The organism is Lacrimispora sphenoides JCM 1415 (assembly GCF_900105615.1).
Classification (GTDB): Bacteria; Bacillota; Clostridia; order Lachnospirales; family Lachnospiraceae; genus Lacrimispora; species Lacrimispora sphenoides.
The window spans coordinates 3,078,384-3,099,299 of sequence record NZ_LT630003.1 but is presented as its reverse complement, the minus strand read 5'-3'; the positions used below and the strand labels follow the sequence as shown (position 1 = coordinate 3,099,299).

Below are 20,916 nucleotides of genomic sequence, written 5' to 3'. Positions count from 1 at the left end.
GCTATATTTTTAAATTAACGAATGGTCACATGTTGCTTCGTTAAGTATAAACAAGAATTTAAAAGATGTCTGTGATTGAGTCACATAACAGTTCGTGATATGGATCATTCGTTTTTCTGGCTGTATTATTTAAGTAAACCTGCGAATTTTTGATTTTGCACAATTTAATTTTATAACACCATTGACAAATGACAAATAAAGTTTTATGATAAGTATGATTTTAATAAATATAATTTTGCATAATATAAAAAGGAGGACCATGAAATGTCTGTTTATGATTTTACAGTGAAAGAGATGGATGGCACAGAGAAACCTTTATCCGATTTTGCAGGCAAAGTGTTACTGATCGTCAATACGGCAACGGTTTGTGGATTTACTCCCCAGTATACGGACCTTCAGGCCATGTATGACGAGTATGGTGTCAAAGGATTTGAGATTCTTGATTTTCCCTGCAACCAGTTTGGAAACCAGGCGCCTGGCGATAACGAAGAAATTCATTCCTTTTGTACCGGACGCTTTGGAGTCACCTTCCCCCAGTTTGCAAAGATTGACGTAAATGGAGAGAATGCGATTCCTCTGTACCATTACCTGGTGAATGAAAAGGGCTTTGAAGGCTTTGACCCGGGACACGAGCTGACGTCCCGCCTGGAACAGAAGTTTGAAGCGCTTAATCCCAATTATAAAGATGAACCGGATATTAAGTGGAATTTCACCAAATTCCTTGTGGATCGCCAGGGGAATGTGGTCAGGCGCTTTGAGCCGACTGCGGATATGAAGTATGTAAAAGAAGTTGTAAAGAGTTTATTATAAAAAAATGCAGAGAGGATCGCAATGGGAGAGAGGATAGAAGTTATGGACTATGAAAAATTAAAATTGGAGAACCAGCTATGTTTTCCGCTTTATGCCTGCTCCCGTGAGATCATCAAATGGTATAAACCATTCCTTGATGAGATCGGTCTGACCTATACCCAGTATATCGCCATGATGGTATTATGGGAGAGAAGACAGGTCACCATAAAAAAAATGGGAGAGCTTTTGTATCTGGACAGCGGCACCCTGACTCCTTTGTTAAAAAAAATGGAAGCTGCCGGCCTGCTCAAACGGAGCCGTGCCAAGGAAGACGAGAGAAGTGTGATCGTTGAACTGACGGAAAAGGGAGAACAGCTAAAAGACAAGGCTGTAACCATCCCTGACCGGATCTCTCAATGTGTACCTGTAAATAAGGACGAGTTTAAAACCTTATACCGGCTTCTGTACCAGATTTTAGGCCAGGCCGACCCCACAAAAGCACCCCCGCGTGAATCCTGATTTGCGCGAGGGTGCTTTTGCATTCATGCCTTTGCCATTTAAAAGGGTTACCAGGAAAGGTTACAGCATTTAGAAGCTGTATAGTCCATGTTGAAAAACTCGCCGATCCCCTGAGGAAAGGTAAAAGTGTTGAGCGGATCATATTTCTTCTTTACCTCTTTTAATCTGCAAACATGGGTACCATAATATTCTTCAAGATAGCAGGGAAGGCATGCATAGGGGAAATTTACATAGGAGCCGTCGGTAACTGATTCCAAATAGCTGAATCTATCAGCTACCCAGGCAGCATTTTTGCATCGATGGTCTTCAAATACGGTGTCAAGCCAGACAATAAAGTGGGCATCGCGGAAGAAAAACGCGGTTTCATCCACATCCACCTCCGCCACCCTGCCTCCCAGGGCATAAAAGGAAATGCTGGCATAGACGGAGCCTTCGGCCCGTTCTTTTATAAGCCCGGCAATATTAAAGCTTTCACAGCTGCTAAAGTCCCGCACAGCAAAACGGCTTGCTGATTTGAACGCTTCAAAGGGTGGATAAAAATCCCCGATAATTGTAACAGCTTCTAAGAAGGTCACGTATTTTAAACTGTATTTTACACCTCCAAGCTCAAGGAGGGGAGCAATGATTCCAAGGGCCACTTCAGGAGGTCCATAAAAGATACCTCTTGCGATAATTGCAAGTCCCTCCATTAGGTCATTGTAAATTCTTGAGATTAAGGTTACTCTCTGATCGGCATCTTTCAGCCAGTCCTGCCAGGTCAGCAGAAACGAAGACTGCTTTTCCTGGTTTGCATGGGGATATCTTATGTCAATGAGTGTAACTTTATTTACCTTCTGAGGAAGGCGGAATGTCATGGAAACGATTACGCCAAAGTTTCCTCCCCCCGCTCCCCGGCAGGCCCAAAATAAATCGGAATTTTCCTGTAAATTGGCTTTTATAATGCAGCCTTCGTAATTGACCATACGGATTTCCAAAAGATTGTCACAGCCAAGTCCAAAGTAGCGGCAGGAGAGTCCGAAGCCTCCGCCTAAGGCATATCCGCCTACCCCAACCGTGGGGCAGGTCCCGCCAGGGAAGGGGTAACCTTTTGATGAGACGAATTCGTATAGCTGTTTGTTAGTTACGCCTCCCTGAACGTGAAGTAAATGGGCGTTTTCATCTATGGCAAGCTGGTTCATTTCACTTATATCAATGTCAAGTATATCATCTCCGGTGGAGTAGCCTTCATAATTATGGCCTCCGTTTCGGATCCGCAGGCAGATGTGGTTTCTTCGGGACCACAAAACAGCATTGCTGACATCTTCCTGATTCTGGCAGTAGACAATGGCCAGGGGGAATTTTTGGACTGCTCTGTTATATACTTGTCTTAGTTCATGATAACAAGGGTCGTCTGGAGTTACAACACGACCGGTAAGCCCGTTAAAATTACAGGTGTTCATGAGGATTGCCTCCTTTCCTAATAACATGTTATTAAAAAGGAGGACATTTGGTTCGGGCTCAGCTTATCAGTAAATTTTGTTAAGATCCAGAAACAGTTTGGCGATCTCTGGGTCAAACTGTGTTCCGGAACAGCGTCTGATTTCTTCCATTGCATCCAGGCTGTCCATAGCCTTGCGGTAAGTCAGATTGCTTGTCATGGCATCAAATGCATCGGCAACTGCAAGAATGCGGCATAGCAGTGGAATTTCAGTTTCTTTTAAGCCTCTGGGATAGCCGGACCCATCCCATCTCTCATGATGGGAGAGGATATAATCAGATACAGTAGAGAGCTCAGGAGTGTTTTGGGCGATGCGGTAGCCGATTTCCGGATGGCGTTTCATCTCTTTCCATTCCTCATCGCTTAAGGGGCCGGGTTTCTTTAAGATCTCCATACTGATTCCGACTTTTCCGATATCGTGAAGCATGGACAGAAGGGATAAATCATTTTTTTCTTCAGGAGCCAGGTCCAGCTTTTGGGCCATTGCGATACAGTAGGTTTCAATCCTTAAGGTATGTTCTTCCGTTTCCATGCTCTTTTCATGCAGAGTGGCCAAAAGGGTATTTATGATTCGGTTGCGGTAGCTTTTTCCTTCTAAAAGCTTTTTATGGTACATTTGTTCTTCCGCTTTTTGCAGAACCTGATGAAGATTTTCATACACGCTGTATTTAACATCAAATCCCAGGGATATGCTGATCTGCAGGGGAAGGCGGTCATTTTGCTTAAATTCCTCCTCTAGCTTCTGTATGAGATCCTGGGCAGAAGCGGTATCGGTTTTCGGCAGCAGGATCAGGAATTCGTCTCCGCCCCATCTGCCTGCGATCCCGTTTTTCGGTAAGGCATGTTTCAATATTTTCGCAACTTCCCTTAAAAGGAGATCCCCTGTTTTGTGGCCAAAGACGTCATTGGTCACCTTTAGGCCATTTACATCCCCCATGATTACCGTAATAGGCAGCATAGAGGCCCTGTCGATCCGGATCATTTCCTCCTCCACGTACCTGCGGTTGAAGATTTCAGTCAATGAATCATGATAGCTTAAGTACATAATCCTTCTTTGCTGCTTTTTTTCGTGGCTTACATCGTGAAAGACCATGACAACGCCGTACATATGCCCTGTTTGATCCTTAATGGGCGCGGCGCTGTCTGTAATGGGAATAAAATCTCCCTGCCTGTTTAAAAGAACGGTATGATTGGCAAATTCCACGATCTTTCCCGTTTTAAGAACGGCACGGATCGGGTTTGAGATGGCTTCTCCGGAGGTTTCATTTCTTAAATCAAAGATTTCCTCAAAAGGCCTTCCGATTGCAGTCTCATTATTCCAGCTGGTGATTTCCTGAGCGGCCTGATTTAAATAGGTAATTTTTCCTTCGTTATCAGTGGTAACGACGCCATCACCAATGGAGTTAAGGGTAACGCTTAACAATTCTTTGTCCCAATAAAGGTCGTATCTGAATTTTTCCCGGTCTGATACGTCAAAGATTATGGAGAAGAGCTGACTTTTTCCTTCATAGGTGATTTGGCTGGAATATACGTCTACCATTTTGACAGTCCCGTCCTTTAAGCGGTGGGAAAACTGGGAGTAGGGCCTTTCATTATTGAGGGCCTGAACACGCATAAGTTTGATGGCGTCATTAGGAGTTTGACTGATATCCTGTATGTGCATGGTTAAAATTTCTTCCCTGGTATAGCCATAAAAGCTGCGGGCGGCTGGGTTGGCATTAAGTATTTTCCCGGTATTCATATCAATGATCAGCATGACTGCAGAGTGCTCCGTAAACATGGAATTTAAGTTTTCAAGAAGCTGTTCCTTATCTTCCTGCAGCTTTTTTAATTCTGTAACATCAATTCGTGATCCGATAATATAGGAGACCTTCCGATTTTCCTTAACAGGGGTAAGCCGAACCAGCCAATTCCTGGGGGTTCCCTTAAACTCTACGGTTTCCTCGTACATTATGGTTTCTCCGGAAGCGATACATTTCTTATATCCCACCTGCAATATACTCCCCACATCATCACCCATTGCTTCTATGGGCGTTTTTCCTTCCATAAGAGGAATGGTCAATCCGGTCAATCTTTGATGGACCATATTGTTCCGGATATAACGGAATTCTCCGTTTTTATATTCCAGAAAAAACAAACCATCCTGGGTGCTGTTAAAAAAAACATCAATATCCCGGTTTAGTCTTTCATTTTTCGCTCTTTGAGACTCAAGCTCCCCATTGATTTCCGTAATATCATCAAAAATAGCCGTCAGTCCGTCTGATGTAGGATTGTAGATAGTAACCTTAAAGCTGCGCTCCCCAATGATCACGATGAAATGCTTGTCTTTTTCTGCATTTTCTAAGCGTTCATGAAACGTACGCCATGCGGGGGCTTCTGCTTTATTCTTCAAAAGCAGGGATACGTTTTTTTGCAGCGCTTTTTCTTTGTCAAGGCCCCAGAGATCAAAAAAGGCATCATTTGCTTCTGAAAGAACATATTCCCGTGTGTGTTTCGTACTTCCAAAGATAATTTCATAGTAGGCATAGCCTAACGGCATCTGCATGAAAATTTTTTCTTTTTCCTCTTTTGCCATAACAGGACCCCCTTTACGCAATTTTATAGGTAAGGTGTTAAAATACACCTATATGTATAAAATAATATCAAAAGTTTTTTTATTAAGCAATTCATATTTTATATTTTCTTGAAAGAATTTTCACTTTTGTCATATAAAGCCTAATTTATCTGAATTTTATTAACAGAATTTGCCGGCAGGATTTTGGTTAAGCGGGAGAGGGAAATGCCATGAACAGGAGGGGAATCCAAGATCCGGAGTATGCTGCTTTCCAGCGTTTTGTTTTGTCAATATTTTACAAAAATATATTTTTTATGGGCTGACAGGTACTATTTTGATTTATAAATCATAAAATATGGAAAATTGCTTAATTGAAAGGCAGTAATCTTATGACTCCTTGCCCTGAAGGATTGCTCTCCTACACGATTCAATCCGGTGATACACTATGGCTTATTTCACAGCGCTTTCGTACTACCGTAGAGGAAATTATGGTTGTAAATCCTGGAATAACCCCCAATAATCTGATGATTGGGCAGGTGATCTGCGTTCCCCAAGGAAGCAGGAACCGCAATATGCCATCACAGACGCAGCCGATGACTGGGCCACAGACACAGCCTGCGACTCAGCCCCGGACCCAGCCGATGACCGGACCTCAGACCCAGCCGATGACCGGGCCACAGACACAACCTATGACCGGGCCACAGACACAACCTATGACCGGGCCACAGACACAACCGATGACCGGACCACAGACACAACCGATGACCGGACCACAGACACAGCCTACGACTCAGCCCCGGACCCAGCCGATGACCGGGCCACAGACCCAGCCGATGACACAACCCCAGACTCAACCAATGACTGGTCCCCAGACTCAGCCGACGACTGGTCCAATGACTCAGCCTCAGCGCAGGACCCAGACTCAGCCACAGACATCTGTTCCGGAAAGCGGTATGAATAATTGTTCGGGAACGATGCAATCTTATACAATTCAAGCCGGAGATAACCTGTGGCTTATTTCGCGGCGTCATTCCATATCCATTGACGAAATTATGGAGGCGAATCCAGGCCTAAATCCGAATCGTCTGTTCATTGGTCAGGTTATCTGTATTCCACAGGCGGGCGGAAATCGTAATATGCCTTCACAAGCTCAGCCGATGACTCAGCCTCAGACTCAGCCTCAGACTCAGCCTCAGACACAGCCTATGAATCAGCCTATGTCCCAAGCTTTTATAGAGGAAGACCGGAGGCGCAGAAACATAAGGACCAGGTGTCCGGAAGGTTTACATCCCTATACAGTTCAGGCCGGTGATACCTTATGGCTTATTTCACAGCGCCATTGCACTACAGTTGAAGCAATTATGGAGTCTAATCCGGGCATAACTCCTGGTAATCTGTTTGTTGGCCAGGAAATCTGCATTCCTCGGTCAGCAGAATGCGCTGCGCCTGAAAGACCGCAAAACCGGCCACGCAATGAAGAAGGACGGAGAGAGGAACGCACGGTAGAAGAGCGCAGAAGGGAACGCATGGAGGAGGAAGGTCGAAGGGGACGCATGGAGGAAGAACGTAGAAGGGAACGCCCTGAAGAAGAACGCAGAAGGGAACGCCCTGAAGAAGAACGCAGAAGGGAACGCCCTGAAGAAGAAGGCAGAAGGGAACGCCCTGAAGAAGAACGCAGAAGGGAACGTCCTGAAGAAGAACGCAGAAGAGAGCGCCCTGAAGAAGGTCGAAGGGGACGCACCGAGAATCTCTGCCCAGGAGGATTACATTCTTATATCATAGAGGCTGGCGATACCCTTTGGATTATTGCACAACGTTTTCAGACTACAGTTGAAGCGATCATCTCTGTAAATCCAGGTGTTAATCCAACAAATCTGTTTGTTGGTCAGGTGATTTGTATCCCATTTGGACAGAGACAGCCACCAATCTGCCCGACTCCGCAGCCAATGCCGACTCCGCAGCCAATGCCGACTCCGCGGCCAATGCCGACTCCACAGCCAATGCCGACTCCGCGGCCAATGCCGACTCCGCAGCCAATGCCGACTCCGCGACCAATGCCGACTCCGCAGCCAATGCCGGCTCCGCAGCCAATGCCGACTCCGCAGCCAATACCAATGCCGCAGCCTCAACCCCCTATCACCATGTGTATCACCGAGGCAGAGCAAAACGTATCTAACTATTTGAGGCTTTTATGGTTACAGCATGTATACTGGACGAGAATGGTTATTGAAGGCATAGCTTTTGATCTTCCGAGTTTGAAAGTTACAACAGATCGCCTTCTGCAGAATCCAAAGGATTTCGAAGAAGTATTGGTTACGTTTTATGGGCAGGATACAGCCGCAAGATTTGCAGAGCTGCTGACAACTCACCTTACTATTGCCAATGATCTTGTTATAGCAGCGAAGGAAGGCAACGTTGATGCTGCCTCCGATGCGGAAAAACGCTGGTATGAAAATGCAGACCAGATTGCAACATTCCTTTCCAATATCAATCCCAATTGGTCGGTCGATGAATGGCAGGAAATGCTTTATAATCACCTGGCAATGACAAAAACGGAAGCTACGGATATTCTGACACAGAATTATGAAGACAGCATCGATATATTTGCAGACATTGAAAGAGGAGCCCTGGAAATGGCCGATGTCATGACACAGGGAATCGTACAACAGTTCATGCAGTTTTTCAGATAGTTATAATGAAATAAACGAGGGTATCTCAAAAGTCAATGAATGTCTTTTGGGATACCCTCATTTTTTTCTTTTGGATAGCAGACTGAACTTGTTTATGGTAAAATACCCATAAGACAGCGGCAGCCTCTTTTGGTACTGCGGGCGTCTAATCGAGACAAAGGAACGGCATAAATTGGGAGAGAAAATGACAATCAGGGAATATCATTCAAAAGATATTGAGGAAATGGCAGAATTATTTTATGATACGGTCCATAAAATATGCTCCAGAGACTATACAAAGGAGCAGCTTGATGCGTGGTCATCAAAAGATATTGACAGGGCTGCCTGGGACCGTTCATTCTTGGAGCATCATACGCTTGTAGCCGAGAAAAACGGTATGATTGTCGGATTTGGAGATATGGATAATACCGGTTATCTTGACCGCCTCTATATCCATAAGGACTATCAGGGGCAGGGGATTGCAACCGCCCTTTGTAACCGGCTGGAAGCAGATTTCCCTGCAGGTCCGGTGACAACACATGCTTCCATAACTGCAAAGCCGTTTTTTGAATCCCGCGGATATAGGGTTATCAAGGAACAGCAGGTAGAACGAAAAGGCGTTATTCTGACAAATTACGTGATGAAGAAATTTTGATAGAAGAAACTCTACGGAGCGTAGATTGAAAACCCCACGACGAACAACTACAATGATATGCGGAGAAGAAACTCTGAATTTAAGAAAGATGGTGAAACAAAATGGATAAGTCATCAAGGAAAGCTTTAAAAGAGCAGTATCAAAATAGAAAAATAGTCGGGGGCGTATATTGTATTAGATGCAAGGACAGGGATGAAGCATGGTTTCGGGCAACTGAAGATATACAGGGGGCAAAAAACCGTTTCAAATTTTTTGTGTCAACGGATTCATGCCCTGAACCAAGTATGATGGATGCGTGGAAGGAGTCCGGGGCATCCGGATTTTCCTTTGAAGTTATCGAGGAAATAGAAAGAAATGAAACACAGACGGATCGTGAATTTTCTGACGATGTTAATACACTTCTGGAATTATGGCTGGAAAAGAATCAAAACCTTGATCCTTAATTCCTGATATGGAGGTTAAGCATGGAAAACAGTAGAGTAAGCAGCATAATCCGCACCTTACGCCAGGAACACCGTATGACACAAAGGGAACTTGCGGATAAGATGAACCTTAGCGATAAAACCATATCCAAGTGGGAGAGGGGCCTGGGTCTTCCTGATATTTCTCTTATACCGGAGCTTTCCAGTATTTTAGAGATTGATATTATGAATTTACTGGCCGGAGATTTGACTCCCAACGATTTTACAGGAGGTAATATGAAAAATACAAAATATTTCGTTTGTCCCACATGCCAGAATATAACGTTCTGCACGGGAGAGGCGGAAGTCTCTTGCTGCGGTAAAAAATTAGCAGCTCAGACTTTGAAAAAGGCCGAAGAAGGCGAAAGGCTGACCGTACACTTGGTGGAAGATGACTGGTATATCACCAGTGAACACCCTATGGATAAAGAGCATTACATTTCCTTTGTAGCTTTGGCATCCGGCGACCGCCTCCAGATCATCAAGCAATATCCTGAATGGAATTTAAATGTGCGCATTCCCAGAAGAGAATATGGAATGCTGATATGGTACAGTACGGATTATGGATTACGGTACCAGTTGTTAAAATAAGCGGCATAGCAGGCAGCGGCAGCACTGTCGGCATACCGTTTAAACAGCGTATCGCTTATAATAAAAGCAGAAGAAAAGCACAGGGAGGCTCTGATATGATCCTCCATAAGTAGACATGGTAAATAACCAAAATCTACTTATGGAGGATTATTTTATGGCAAAATCACCACATACTCCTGAATTCCGTGCAAAGGTTTCACAGGAGTATCTTGATGGAGTTGGTTCCTACGATTATATATCTGCTAAATATAACATTGGAAGTAAAACCTTAAGACAATGGATTTCAAAATATACGATTTATGGAATTGCAGCATTCGCTCACAAATCAGGTAACACTTCCTATTCATCTGATTTTAAAATTATATGTGTTAAAGCTGTTTTATCAGGCGAAGGAAGTGTAGATGATATCGTTGCTAAATACAATATATCTTCCAGAGAGGTACTCAGAAACTGGATAAAGCGTTATAATGCCAATAGAGAACTTAAGGATTATAATCCTAAAAAGGAGGTCTATATGGCAGAAGCAAGAAGAAGAACATCTATTGAAGAACGTAAAGAAATCGTTGAATACTGTCTTAAACATAATCGTGATTATAAAGAATCTGCAAGCATCTATGATGTTTCATACAGTCAGGTCTATTCCTGGGTGAAAAAGTACGACGCTAATGGAGAAGAGGGATTATCAGATAAACGTGGTCGCCATAAAACCGATGATGAGGTAGGTGAATTAGAACGTTTGCGTCGGGAAAATCTCAGGCTCAAACGCCAACTTGAAGAAAAAGATATGGTAGTTGAATTGTTAAAAAAAGTGAAAGAATTCGAAGGGATGTGAGACTTGGCAAACTGCGCTACGAAACAAAATATTTAGCTGTTGGATATTTTCATGAAACAAAGAAATGGAGTATCGAATGGATGTGTAAACAGCTTGGAATATCCCGGGCAGCTTATTATAAATGGTTACATCGTAAGACTCCGGAACAGGAATTAGGAAATATTGAGCTTGCAGAACTTATCAAAGAATACGACGAACGCTTTCGCCATATCCTGGGCTATCGTAGAATGACTTCATGGATTAATAACTTCAATCATACCAACTATAGCCAAAACAGAGTACACAGGATTATGAAGAAGTTAAGCATACATTCAGTCATCAGGAAGAAAAAGAAGAAATATAATTCATCTACACCTGAAACAATATCTGAGAATAAGCTTAATAGAGATTTCTATGCAACAGCTCCAAATGAGAAGTGGACAACAGATGTAACCGAATTCAAAGTACCCGGCGAAAGAAAGAAATTGTATTTAAGTGCAATCATAGATCTGTATGACAGGTATCCTGTTTCATATGTAATCAGTAGCAGGAATGATAGCAAGCTGGTATTTAAAACATTTGATAAAGCAATCTCTTCAAATCCCCATGCAAAACCTATTTTTCATAGTGATAGAGGCTTTCAATATACAAGTAAAGTATTCCAAAATAAACTAAAAGTTCAGGAAATGGAACAATCAATGTCCAGAGTTGGTCACTGTATTGATAATGGTCCTACAGAAGGCTTTTGGGGTATCATTAAAACAGAGATGTACCAAATGTATGAAATCATGGATGAAGCATCATTGAGATATGCAATAAAGGATTATATAAGGTTTTATAGGAAAGAGCGTCCTCAAGATAGATATCATTGTAAAACACCGTTGGAAGTAAGAACCGAAGCGCTATCTTCCGAAAGGCCAAAAGAATACCCGATTCCCGAAAACAAACGAATTGAGAAATATAAAGAGAAATGGTGTGCATAGAAAAACGACCACACAAATATGTGTGATCGTTTTTCGGCACTTCATTTTAGATATTTATCCTGTCTACTTGACAGGGGGCATATCACTCAATGCCCCCTGTGCTTTTCCTTGCGTTTTTCCTGCCGCAGTTCAAATTGGCGTTCTTTCTCAGCTTCCCGCTGTTCACGGGAACGGGATTTGCGCTCCGATTTTACCTGCTCTTGTTGAAGCTTCAAAGCCTGCTGCGCCTTTGTTCCAACCCCGGTATTTTGCAGATGCTTTTCGATGTCCCTCTGCATTTTCTTGGGGTTGATGCGCCGTTCAGTCATTGGTGACGCTTCCAGAGATGGACTAAACCGCAGCCTGTTATAGTTTTTGAGTATGAAATCGTAGATTTCGTAGTCCTTTGGTTCTGCTCCAAAGGTGATTTTGCAAGCTTCATATCTTCCATCAAATTCACGCTCACAGATGCCCACCCAAAAGGGCTCCTCAAAGAATACAGTCAGCCTGGTACCAGTCTTTCTCATGATTAAATCCTCCTTTTAAATGCCTTACAAAGAACGGACAACCAAGGAGGCAGGTTACTGACAGCTTTCACTGCGTCCGGACTACCAACCGGAACTGTGTTTTTATCTTTGCATTGTATATTTTAACACTAATGGTCTAATGTTACATTACTTTTTTGCATCTTTTTTATCAGCTTTACTGCTTCATACCAGAATACTGCGAATGCAGCAATGCCTATAGCAGTGAAAAGCATGGTTGCAGACAGCGGAGCCAGCTTTAAAAACGTATTTAACGGAGAATACAAAATGATTCCAAGCATTGCAAATGTTCCAAAGTTCGCTGCCCACATCACCTTGTCTTTTGCAAGACGTTTTATGGACTGTACTGCAAAATCGTGGTCAGAGCTGTTTACCTGTACCAGGAACAGATTGGAAAGCATGATGATGGTAAGCCCCATGGCTCGGGCTGTGGGTGCATTTGCTTCATTTCCGTCAAGTAAGGTATAATAGGTGCCGAATGAAACGGCAAATATAATGAGACCCTGCAGGACGCTTTTAAAAAGAAGGGTTGGAGTGAGCATCTTTTCGTTCGGATCACGTGGTTTTCGATTCATGATATCCATTTCGGCAGGCTGCCGCTCCAGTACAATGGAACAGGTCGGGTCAATGAACAGCTCCATCAGCACAACATGCAGCGGCATCAGTAAAAGCGCAGTGGGCCCGATGCCAAGCATAGGGGCAAGCAAGGAAGCAAATGCAATCGGGATGTGGATGGTAAATACATAGCCTACCGCCTTGCGGATGTTATCATAAATACGTCTGCCATCCTTTACGGTCTCCACAATCGTGGTAAAATTGTCATCCATCAGGATCAGACCGGCGGCTTCACGGGAAACTTCGCTGCCCCGCTTTCCCATGGCAATACCAATATCGGCGTATTTCATTGCAGGGGCATCATTTACCCCATCGCCTGTCATGGCAACAATTTCGCCGTTTTCCTTAAATGCCTTAACGATCCGCATTTTGTGTTCCGGTATAACACGGGAGAAGATGGAAACATCTTTTACTTTATCGCGGAGCTCTTCATCACTCATTTCGTTTAGCATATCGCCTGTAATAATATGATCGCTGTTGGGCATATTGATTTTTTTAGCAATGGAAGAAGCGGTAATGCCATTATCACCTGTAATCATCACTACACGAATACCGGCCTTGCTGCAGACGGCAATGTCTGCTTTCACACTTTCCCGGGGAGGATCGGCAAGCCCGATCAAGCCGCAGAGTGTCAAGGAGCAGCCCGTGATCTCAGCCGGTATCTCTGCTTCGCTTTGGAGTTTCGCAGCAGCGACTGCAATGACACGAAGACCTTCCATGGACATTTCCATGATCTTATTGTCGACGGTTTCTCTTTCTTCCTCCTTAAGATTGCAGATGGTCAGAATCCGTTCAGGGGAACCTTTCGCAGCAATGACTAACTCACCGTTTCTGCGCCAGATATGACCCATCATTTTCAGCTCATTGGTAAACGCGTACTCGCTGACCAGCTCTCCGTTAAAAAGATGTTCCCTGGTGATGCCAAGATTGCTGCAATGGGAAAGCATAGCTTTTTCCATGGGATCATAAACGTCTGTTTCACAGCCAAGTCCCATGGTTTCACATAATGCATAATCATTTCCATCCAGTGCCCACACATCCTGCACTGTCATTTGATTCATGGTAATGGTACCGGTTTTATCTACGCAAAGGACTGATACCGCACCCAAGGTTTCCACGGAAGGCAGCTTACGCACCAAAGACTGTTTTTTTGCAAGCCTCCAGGCGCCCATGGAAAGAAATACGGTAAGAATAACCGGAAATTCCTCTGGTATCATTGCCATAGCAAGGGTAATGCCGGATAGAATGCTTTCAATCAACCGGTCCTGAAACGTATGGTCCGGAATATTGAACCATGTAAATATGGCCACAAGGGCAAACAGTACCGCAGCGATTCCTGCGCATAGCTTAACAAGACTTCGGGTTTGTTTTTGCAAAGGAGTATCTTCATCAGGAGCTGCGGCCACATTTGCACCGATCTTGCCGTATTCCGTGGCAGCACCGATTTTATCGACATAAACAGTTGCCGTGCCCTGGGTGACCAGGGTACCTGCATAACAATAGTCCCGGCGCCAGTAGTCATCAGCGGAATCAGCACAATCAGCAGAAAATTTCCAAACACCCTCAGCTTCGCAGATAAAGGAGGATTCATCAGCGCATAACTTCCAAACACCCTCAGCTTCGCCGGTGAGGGAGGATTCATCTACGCATAAGTCGTTGCACTTAACTATCATACCGTCTGCAGGTATTTTGACGCCCTCACAGATCGTCATTAAGTCGCCGGGAACAAGATCAATACTGGCAATGATCTGTTCAATGCCATCGCGGATTACCGTTACATGAGGTGCTGATAAATCCTTCAGCGCATGTAGCGTCTTGTCTGTTTTCCATTCCTGTATAACATCAATGCTGATGACACCCACTACAAAAACAAGCATGATGGCACCGTCTCTGGGTTCTCCCAGAATAAAATAGATGATTGCAGCAACAATCAGCAGCAAAAACATGGGCTCACAGATAATGTGAAAGACCTTCTTAAAAAAACTCTCCATTTTCTGCGGCGTCAATTCGTTTTTGCCAAATTGTTCCTGCAATCGCTTTGCTTCGGCAGATGTCAAACCTGCCATGTGACCTTTGTTGTTTGTCATAAAAGTTACCTCCGTTTTAGCCTTTCGGCGTTCGTTTGATAGCTCTATGGCACTCCATTTTCGGGGTCTCTGTTCCATTTTTGTGTAAAAAAATACACCTATGGAACATATTATGAAAACAAAAAGTTGTTCTCATAACCGGATGGACGACGCAAAAGCTGCGTCTTTTTATAAGGAGTTAGAAAGAAACTTCTCATAAACCATACTACTGTCCCACAGATGTGCAATATTGCAATCTGTTGCCACTTATTAGGCGGCCCGGCCCCATGACCTTTACAAAAAGGTTCATCGCCTGCTCAGTTTGTACCGTTGATCTCGCATCCACAATCGGATGTAATGCAGTGCAAAGAGATTACAGAACATTATATGCACGGTTTTTTGGTTTGTCAACTAAAAAGAGAATTTTTTTGTTGAAATTATTTTTTATTGTAAGTTTATAAAAATTATGAGGATCTATCAAACAATAAACAGAGAAGTACTTTAACTTGTATCAGTATAGTAAAAGTCAATTCGCATGAAAAAGTACATAAAAAAACTAGTTTAATAGTTAAAATGATGATGATGTTTCGTAAAAAGATAAATAAAACTAATATAATGAACAAGAAAAACGCAAAAAAATTGTTGACTTTAAAAAAATGACATGTTAATATTTATTCAAAAGTAAGGGGGTGCTAACAGACAGTAAACCCAAATCAAAAAGTGAAAAGAAGAAATCTAGTTACTATTATATCAGGAAGCACAGCTGGATCGTGAATATGGCTTGAACATATACGAAACCTGCTTGGTTCCGGGGATTTTTATCCCCGGAATCAGGTGGGTTTTCTTTTTTGGGGGGATCAGGAAGATGAAGATTGTCAAATTTTTAAACAATAATGCCGCACTGGTCTTAGACGGACAGGAGCGGGAACTGGTTGTCATGGGGAAGGGAATCGCTCATTTATCCAATAAAAATGAGGAGATATCACGTGAAATGATTGATAAAATATTCATTTTAGATGATCGCTCTCAGCTTGCTCAGTATACTCAGCTATTTTCGGAAATACCGGGTGCGATTTTTGAATTGGCCGGCCGTTTTGTTACAAAAGCCAAAGAGGACTTGAACCGTACCTTGCAGAATTCTCTTGTCATATCACTGGCAGACCATTTAAACAGCATGGTTGCGCGTGGGAAACTGGGGGCTTATCTGGAGAACAGAATGCTTTGGGATATAAAGAAGATGTATCAGGATGAATTCCGGCTAAGCAGGGAGCTGGTGGCGGAATTTAATAATATTTATGATACCTTGTATGACGATCATGAAGCAGCAACCCTTGCCATGCATTTTGTCAATGCAGAATTGGAATCCGGGATGGAACATGCAGGGAAGATAACAAAACTCATTGGTGAGATTTTAAACATAGTGAAATATCATTTTTTAATTGATTATGACGAAGAAAGTTATGCCTATTACCGCTTTGTAACTCACTTGCGTGTTCTTGCCCAACGGATATTCCAGGGGTCTCAATTAAATGATGCCGATATGAGTGAGATATTAAAAGACCACTTAAGCGAACGGTACGAAGCTACGTTTCAGTGTGTAAAAAAAATCAGGGATTTTTTTTGGATCCATTATCAATATTGCTTTACAGAGCAGGAAGGATTATATCTGGCGATCCATATCATTAAGATCCTTGATGACAATATAAAAATAGACTAGAAAGGGGAGATTTGCCATGGGAAAATATGAGGAACTGGCAAAGAAAATTGTCAAAGAAGTAGGAGGGAAAGAAAACATTGCGTCTTTGACCCATTGTATTACCCGCCTTCGTTTTCAGTTAAAGGATGAGAGCAAGGCACACGATGAAGTCTTAAAGAATATGGATGGAGTCGTTACGGTTATGAAAAGCGGCGGACAATACCAGGTGGTTATCGGCAATCATGTGCCTGCCGTGTACGAAGAGGTTTGCCAGGCGGCGGGAATCAGCAGCGAAGGAGGGGCAGCAGCGGATGCGGGAAGTAAAAAGCTGTTTGATAAGCTGATTGATACGATCAGTGGCTGCTTCCAGCCATTCTTAGGGATTCTCTCAGCAGGCGGTATCATAAAGGGTATATGCGCACTTTTGGTATTTCTCGGCGTTTTTTCCACTACGTCAGGTACCTATGCAATGCTTAATGCCATTGGTGATTCTGTGTTCCAGTTTATGCCCATCATCATTGGCTTTACTGCAGCGGGAAAATTTAATGTAAACCGAATGACGGGCATGGCCCTAGGTGCGGCCCTGTGTTATCCGGGCATCCAGTTATCTGCCCTGTCAGGAGGAGACGTCCTTGGCGTGCTGTTTGAGGGAAGCGTTTTCCACAGCGCTTATTACTTAAAGGCGTTTGGGGTGCCATGGGTAGCGAATGACTATTTAAGCAGTGTAATTCCGGTTATTATTGTGGTCTGGTTTGCAAGCTATGTACAGAGGTTCGCAAAAAAAATAATTCCGGAGATGCTTCAAAACTTTTTCGTTCCGTTTGTTGTTATGCTTGTATCCATGGTTGCAGGATTTTTGGTCATAGGGCCGGTAATATCCATCCTGACAAGTTTCTTAAACTCAGGATTTTCTGCCCTCTTTGCAGCTTCTCCGATCCTATTTGGTATTCTGACGGGATTCTTCTGGCAGGTATTGGTTATTTTTGGCCTCCATTGGGCTTTGATTCCTTTGGCGTTCATTCAGTTGGCTGAACTGGGATATATCAACGTATTAAGCGGAATGTATGGTGCAAGCTTTGCGCAGACTGCCTGTGTGCTTGCCATGTACTTTAAACTCAAGGATAAGAAAACAAAATCACTTTGTATTCCTGCCGTTGTTTCCGGTATCTGCGGTGTGACGGAGCCTGCGATTTATGGTATTACCCTTCCGAAAAAACTTCCCTTTATTTACTCCATGATCGGTGGTGCGGTAGGCGGAGCTATTATGACTACTATGAATGCAGCTTCTTATACCATGGGCGGCCTTGGAATCTTTGGGGTGGTAAACTATATTAATACTGCAACAGGAGATGCAAGCGGAATGGTTACTTCCTTTATCTGTATCGCTGTTTCATCCCTGGTTGGATTTTTACTTACTTTCTTCTTCTGGAACGATAAGGAGACTCCGGCAGAGGATGGTGAGGGAACTGATGCATCGGCAGGGACACAAGATAGTCCTGCAAAGCTTCTTTCCATAGAGGTACTTTCTCCGGTAGAAGGTGATATTATTCCATTGGAAAATCTGGAAGATGCTGCATTTTCCAGCGGTACTTTGGGAAAGGGGATCGCGGTAAAGCCATCAAAAGGAGTTGTTGTTTCTCCGGCAGACGGTGTGATCAGTGCCTTTTTTCATACAAAACATGCGTTGGGAATTAAAGCTGACAATGGTTTGGAGATTCTGATTCACGTTGGAATGGACACCACAAGATTAGAGGGCGTAGGCTTCACTGCGAAGGCCGAGCAGGGCCAGAGAGTAAAAAAAGGCCAGGTCTTATTGGAGTTTGATATGGATTTTATACATTCTAAGGGATATTCATTGGTGACGCCGGTATTGATTACAAATTTAAGTGAACATGACGGTATGATTTTGTGGAAAGACAAGAAGGTCACTACAGAGGATTGTCTGATAGGAATTGAGAGAGCAGCTGCCCTTTCATGATCTTTGTGTCCAGATACCATGGGCAGATAAATATATAGGAAAGGAGTTATTATATGGCGTTTAGAGAGGATTTTTTATGGGGCGGTGCAACTGCTGCCAACCAATGCGAAGGAGGATATGCAGAGGGAGGCAGGGGACTTGCCAATGTGGACGTGGTTCCGCATGGCAAAGACCGCTGGGCTGTCGTTACCGGAGCGAAGAAAATGTTCGACTTTGATGAGGAACACTATTACCCGGCAAAAAAGTCGATTGATATGTATCACCATTATCTTGATGATATAAAATTATTTGGAGAAATGGGCTTTAAAACTTATCGTCTTTCCATCGCATGGAGCAGAATCTTTCCTAACGGGGACGACGAATTTCCCAATGAGGAAGGATTGAAATTTTACGAAGCTATTTTCAAAGAATGCCGCAAGTATGGCATTGAACCGCTAGTTACTTTGGTACATTTTGATTGTCCCATGCACTTGATCACAGAATACGGCGGCTGGAGGAACAGAAAGGTCATCGGCTTTTTTGTAAATTACTGTAAGACTGTATTTACCCGTTACAAAGGGCTGGTAAAGTATTGGCTTACTTTTAATGAAATCAACATGATTCTCCATGGTCCTTTTATGGCAGCAGGATTATTTTTTGAAGAGGGGGAGGACAGAACCCAGATTCAGTACCAGGCAGCCCATCATGAACTGGTTGCCAGTGCTTTGGCAGTCAGAATGGCTCACGGGATCGATCCGCAGAACAAGGTGGGCTGTATGCTGGCGGCGGGACAATATTATCCCTTCACCTGCAAGCCTCAGGATGTATGGGCGGCATTTGAAAGCGACAGAGAGGGATATTTCTTCGTTGATGTACAGGCTAGAGGCGAGTATCCTGATTATGCCTGGAAGCGCTTTGAAAGAGAGAAAATTAAGCTGGATATTACAGAAGATGATCTGGAGATATTGAAAGAATCGCCTGTTGACTTCATTTCCTTTTCTTATTATTCGTCAAGAGTAGCCAGCGGGGATCCAACGGCTGCAGGGACTACCGAAGGCAATGTATTTGCTTCCCTGAAAAATCCTTATCTGGAAGCCAGCCAGTGGGGCTGGCAGATCGATCCTCTGGGACTTCGCATTACTCTCAATGCTTTGTATGACCGTTACCAAAAACCACTGTTTATCGTGGAAAATGGTTTAGGTGCGAAGGATGTGGCTGATGTAAATGGATATGTGGAAGACGACTACCGCATTGACTATTTAAAATCCCACATTGAGGCCATGAAAGATGCGGTTGAAATCGATGGTGTGGATTTAATGGGATATACGCCCTGGGGCTGTATTGATTTAGTAAGTGCTTCCACCGGAGAAATGAGCAAACGCTATGGCTTTATTTATGTAGACCTGGATGATTCGGGAAATGGAACCGGAAAACGATTCAGGAAAAAATCTTTTTATTGGTATAAGAAAGTTATTGCTGCTAATGGGGAGGATCTGACCTATTAAAACCGGATGGAATGCTGCCATGCCCGTCAAGAGGGGGCGGACCGGCAGCGATCCGGCGGGAATGATCGAAAGGAGTATATAATAATAAGGAGAGGAATAAAGAATGAAAAAATTTACCGGATATATATCAGCGTTTTTACTGGGAACCATGCTTTTAACAGGCTGCCAGACGTCATCTGTGAAGAAGCCGGAGACGGCAGTAACGAAGAATGAAACGGCAGAAACAAAGAATGAAACAGAGAAAGCATCTGCAGAAGAGTCTGAGGAAGCGATTGATACGGTGACACTTTATATTACACGTCACGGCAAGACCATGTTAAATACTGCAGACCGATCACAAGGCTGGATCGATGCACCGCTCACACCCGCCGGTATAGAAGTGGCAAGCGCTTTGGGACGAGGCTTAAAATTAGAGGGAATTGAATTTGACGCTGTGTATACAAGCGATAGCGGGCGGGCTATTGAAACGGCAGAAATTGTTCTGAAAGAGAAGGGCCAGAATCTTGAGATTCATAAAGACAAAAGGCTCAGGGAATTTAACTTTGGTACTTACGAAGGTATGCCAAATGATGAAATGTGGGGAGCAATTGCAGCAGCGCAGGGTATGTCATTGGAGGATATGATGGCTTCCATGCAGACAGGAAGCTTCATGGATACGGTTGCACCTTTTGCAGATACTCTGGCACAGCTGGATAAGGATAAGGCAGCGGAAGAGGGCAATTGGCCTGCGGAAGATATTGCCACAATCCAGGACCGTTTACATGCGGCATTTAGCGATATCGTAAAGGAATCCATGGACAAAGGCAATGCGGATGTTCTTGTAGTTTCTCACGGACTAAGCATCGGAACTTTTCTTTCTACAGTCGATGCAAATGCTAAAGTGCCGACATCAGGGCTTAAAAATGCCAGTGTATCGAAAGTGGTTGTCAAAGACGGCATATATACAGTTGAAACGGTGAATGATTTGTCTTATGCTGAAAAAGGAAAATGATTATAAAAAGATCATAAAAGGAAAGAGGGGATGGAATTAACCTCATCTTGCTT

At 43.6% G+C, this 20,916-nt stretch carries 16 protein-coding genes and 1 riboswitch; of the genes, 12 read left to right on the top strand and 4 right to left on the bottom strand.

Going from position 1 to position 20,916, the window contains the following annotated elements; translation table 11 throughout:
• Positions 1-264 precede the first annotated feature (264 nt).
• Both BMX69_RS13975 and BMX69_RS13970 read left to right on the top strand, forming a co-directional pair.
• Positions 265-810, top strand: coding sequence for a glutathione peroxidase (locus BMX69_RS13975; RefSeq protein ID WP_025234543.1), 546 nt, complete (start codon positions 265-267; stop codon positions 808-810).
• Positions 811-831: 21 nt separating this feature from the next.
• Positions 832-1,308: a MarR family winged helix-turn-helix transcriptional regulator gene (locus BMX69_RS13970; protein ID WP_278280628.1), complete on the top strand. Its 477-nt coding sequence runs from the start codon at positions 832-834 to the stop codon at positions 1,306-1,308.
• Positions 1,309-1,355: 47 nt separating this feature from the next.
• On the opposite strand, the gene BMX69_RS13965 is transcribed toward BMX69_RS13970, so the two are convergent.
• Together BMX69_RS13965 and BMX69_RS13960 are read right to left on the bottom strand one after the other, a co-directional pair.
• Positions 1,356-2,747 carry an FAD-binding oxidoreductase gene (locus BMX69_RS13965; RefSeq protein WP_100042662.1) on the bottom strand — a complete coding sequence of 464 codons (1,392 nt, stop codon included), beginning with the start codon at positions 2,745-2,747 and terminating at the stop codon, positions 1,356-1,358.
• A 66-nt stretch (positions 2,748-2,813) separates the two neighbouring features.
• Positions 2,814-5,360 (bottom strand): PAS domain S-box protein, encoded by a 2,547-nt coding sequence (locus tag BMX69_RS13960; protein WP_100042661.1) that lies wholly within the window; start codon positions 5,358-5,360, stop codon positions 2,814-2,816.
• A 467-nt stretch (positions 5,361-5,827) separates the two neighbouring features.
• Here BMX69_RS13960 and BMX69_RS24720 point away from each other — a divergent pair, with 467 nt between their 5' ends.
• The 6 genes from BMX69_RS24720 (at position 5,828) to BMX69_RS13910 (ending at position 11,509) form a co-directional block, all read left to right on the top strand.
• Complete coding sequence (locus BMX69_RS24720) at positions 5,828-8,029, top strand: LysM peptidoglycan-binding domain-containing protein (protein ID WP_408610330.1); 2,202 nt, start codon at positions 5,828-5,830, stop codon at positions 8,027-8,029.
• A 184-nt stretch (positions 8,030-8,213) separates the two neighbouring features.
• On the top strand, positions 8,214-8,663 hold the full coding sequence (locus BMX69_RS13930; protein WP_054792196.1) for a GNAT family N-acetyltransferase: 450 nt from the start codon (positions 8,214-8,216) through the stop codon (positions 8,661-8,663).
• Between the two features lie 101 nt (positions 8,664-8,764).
• The gene (locus BMX69_RS13925; RefSeq protein ID WP_100042660.1) at positions 8,765-9,106 is read left to right on the top strand and encodes a GIY-YIG nuclease family protein; all 342 of its coding nucleotides are present in this window, start codon (positions 8,765-8,767) and stop codon (positions 9,104-9,106) included.
• Positions 9,107-9,127: 21 nt separating this feature from the next.
• Positions 9,128-9,715 carry a helix-turn-helix domain-containing protein gene (locus BMX69_RS13920; protein ID WP_100042659.1) on the top strand — a complete coding sequence of 196 codons (588 nt, stop codon included), beginning with the start codon at positions 9,128-9,130 and terminating at the stop codon, positions 9,713-9,715.
• Positions 9,716-9,869: 154 nt separating this feature from the next.
• On the top strand, positions 9,870-10,547 hold the full coding sequence (locus BMX69_RS13915) for a helix-turn-helix domain-containing protein (protein ID WP_054792198.1): 678 nt from the start codon (positions 9,870-9,872) through the stop codon (positions 10,545-10,547).
• The gene (locus BMX69_RS13910; RefSeq protein WP_054792199.1) at positions 10,544-11,509 is read left to right on the top strand and encodes an IS3 family transposase; all 966 of its coding nucleotides are present in this window, start codon (positions 10,544-10,546) and stop codon (positions 11,507-11,509) included. The genes BMX69_RS13915 and BMX69_RS13910 overlap by 4 nt, the downstream gene beginning before the upstream one ends.
• 86 nt (positions 11,510-11,595) lie before the next feature.
• Here BMX69_RS13910 and BMX69_RS13905 read toward each other — a convergent pair whose 3' ends face one another.
• Positions 11,596-12,015 (bottom strand): YjdF family protein, encoded by a 420-nt coding sequence (locus BMX69_RS13905; protein ID WP_054790398.1) that lies wholly within the window; start codon positions 12,013-12,015, stop codon positions 11,596-11,598.
• 128 nt (positions 12,016-12,143) lie between these two features.
• The gene (locus tag BMX69_RS13900; protein ID WP_100042658.1) at positions 12,144-14,735 is read right to left on the bottom strand and encodes a cation-translocating P-type ATPase; all 2,592 of its coding nucleotides are present in this window, start codon (positions 14,733-14,735) and stop codon (positions 12,144-12,146) included.
• Positions 14,736-14,941: 206 nt separating this feature from the next.
• Positions 14,942-15,045: riboswitch (NiCo riboswitch) on the bottom strand.
• Between the two features lie 534 nt (positions 15,046-15,579).
• Here BMX69_RS13900 and BMX69_RS13895 point away from each other — a divergent pair.
• The 4 genes from BMX69_RS13895 to BMX69_RS13880 all read left to right on the top strand — a co-directional run bounded on the left by BMX69_RS13895 (position 15,580) and on the right by BMX69_RS13880 (position 20,863).
• Positions 15,580-16,431, top strand: a complete 852-nt coding sequence (locus tag BMX69_RS13895) for a PRD domain-containing protein (RefSeq protein ID WP_147297065.1) — start codon at positions 15,580-15,582, stop codon at positions 16,429-16,431.
• 16 nt (positions 16,432-16,447) lie between these two features.
• Entirely contained in the window at positions 16,448-18,388 is a 1,941-nt protein-coding gene (locus BMX69_RS13890; RefSeq protein ID WP_100042656.1) for a beta-glucoside-specific PTS transporter subunit IIABC, read from the top strand.
• 53 nt (positions 18,389-18,441) lie between these two features.
• Positions 18,442-19,872 (top strand): 6-phospho-beta-glucosidase, encoded by a 1,431-nt coding sequence (locus BMX69_RS13885; protein WP_100042655.1) that lies wholly within the window; start codon positions 18,442-18,444, stop codon positions 19,870-19,872.
• Between the two features lie 103 nt (positions 19,873-19,975).
• The gene (locus BMX69_RS13880; protein WP_100042654.1) at positions 19,976-20,863 is read left to right on the top strand and encodes a histidine phosphatase family protein; all 888 of its coding nucleotides are present in this window, start codon (positions 19,976-19,978) and stop codon (positions 20,861-20,863) included.
• Positions 20,864-20,916: the final 53 nt, after the last annotated feature.

What these genes read in the sequence shown, in the direction of transcription:
- BMX69_RS13975 (WP_025234543.1), top strand. Translation starts at nt 265, where the DNA reads ATGTCTGTTTATGATTTTACAGTGAAAGAGATGGATGGCACAGAGAAA.
- BMX69_RS13970 (WP_278280628.1), top strand. Translation starts at nt 832, where the DNA reads ATGGGAGAGAGGATAGAAGTTATGGACTATGAAAAATTAAAATTGGAG.
- BMX69_RS13965 (WP_100042662.1), bottom strand. Translation starts at nt 2,747, where the DNA reads ATGAACACCTGTAATTTTAACGGGCTTACCGGTCGTGTTGTAACTCCA.
- BMX69_RS13960 (WP_100042661.1), bottom strand. Translation starts at nt 5,360, where the DNA reads ATGGCAAAAGAGGAAAAAGAAAAAATTTTCATGCAGATGCCGTTAGGC.
- BMX69_RS24720 (WP_408610330.1), top strand. Translation starts at nt 5,828, where the DNA reads ATGGTTGTAAATCCTGGAATAACCCCCAATAATCTGATGATTGGGCAG.
- BMX69_RS13930 (WP_054792196.1), top strand. Translation starts at nt 8,214, where the DNA reads ATGACAATCAGGGAATATCATTCAAAAGATATTGAGGAAATGGCAGAA.
- BMX69_RS13925 (WP_100042660.1), top strand. Translation starts at nt 8,765, where the DNA reads ATGGATAAGTCATCAAGGAAAGCTTTAAAAGAGCAGTATCAAAATAGA.
- BMX69_RS13920 (WP_100042659.1), top strand. Translation starts at nt 9,128, where the DNA reads ATGGAAAACAGTAGAGTAAGCAGCATAATCCGCACCTTACGCCAGGAA.
- BMX69_RS13915 (WP_054792198.1), top strand. Translation starts at nt 9,870, where the DNA reads ATGGCAAAATCACCACATACTCCTGAATTCCGTGCAAAGGTTTCACAG.
- BMX69_RS13905 (WP_054790398.1), bottom strand. Translation starts at nt 12,015, where the DNA reads ATGAGAAAGACTGGTACCAGGCTGACTGTATTCTTTGAGGAGCCCTTT.
- BMX69_RS13900 (WP_100042658.1), bottom strand. Translation starts at nt 14,735, where the DNA reads ATGACAAACAACAAAGGTCACATGGCAGGTTTGACATCTGCCGAAGCA.
- BMX69_RS13895 (WP_147297065.1), top strand. Translation starts at nt 15,580, where the DNA reads ATGAAGATTGTCAAATTTTTAAACAATAATGCCGCACTGGTCTTAGAC.
- BMX69_RS13890 (WP_100042656.1), top strand. Translation starts at nt 16,448, where the DNA reads ATGGGAAAATATGAGGAACTGGCAAAGAAAATTGTCAAAGAAGTAGGA.
- BMX69_RS13885 (WP_100042655.1), top strand. Translation starts at nt 18,442, where the DNA reads ATGGCGTTTAGAGAGGATTTTTTATGGGGCGGTGCAACTGCTGCCAAC.
- BMX69_RS13880 (WP_100042654.1), top strand. Translation starts at nt 19,976, where the DNA reads ATGAAAAAATTTACCGGATATATATCAGCGTTTTTACTGGGAACCATG.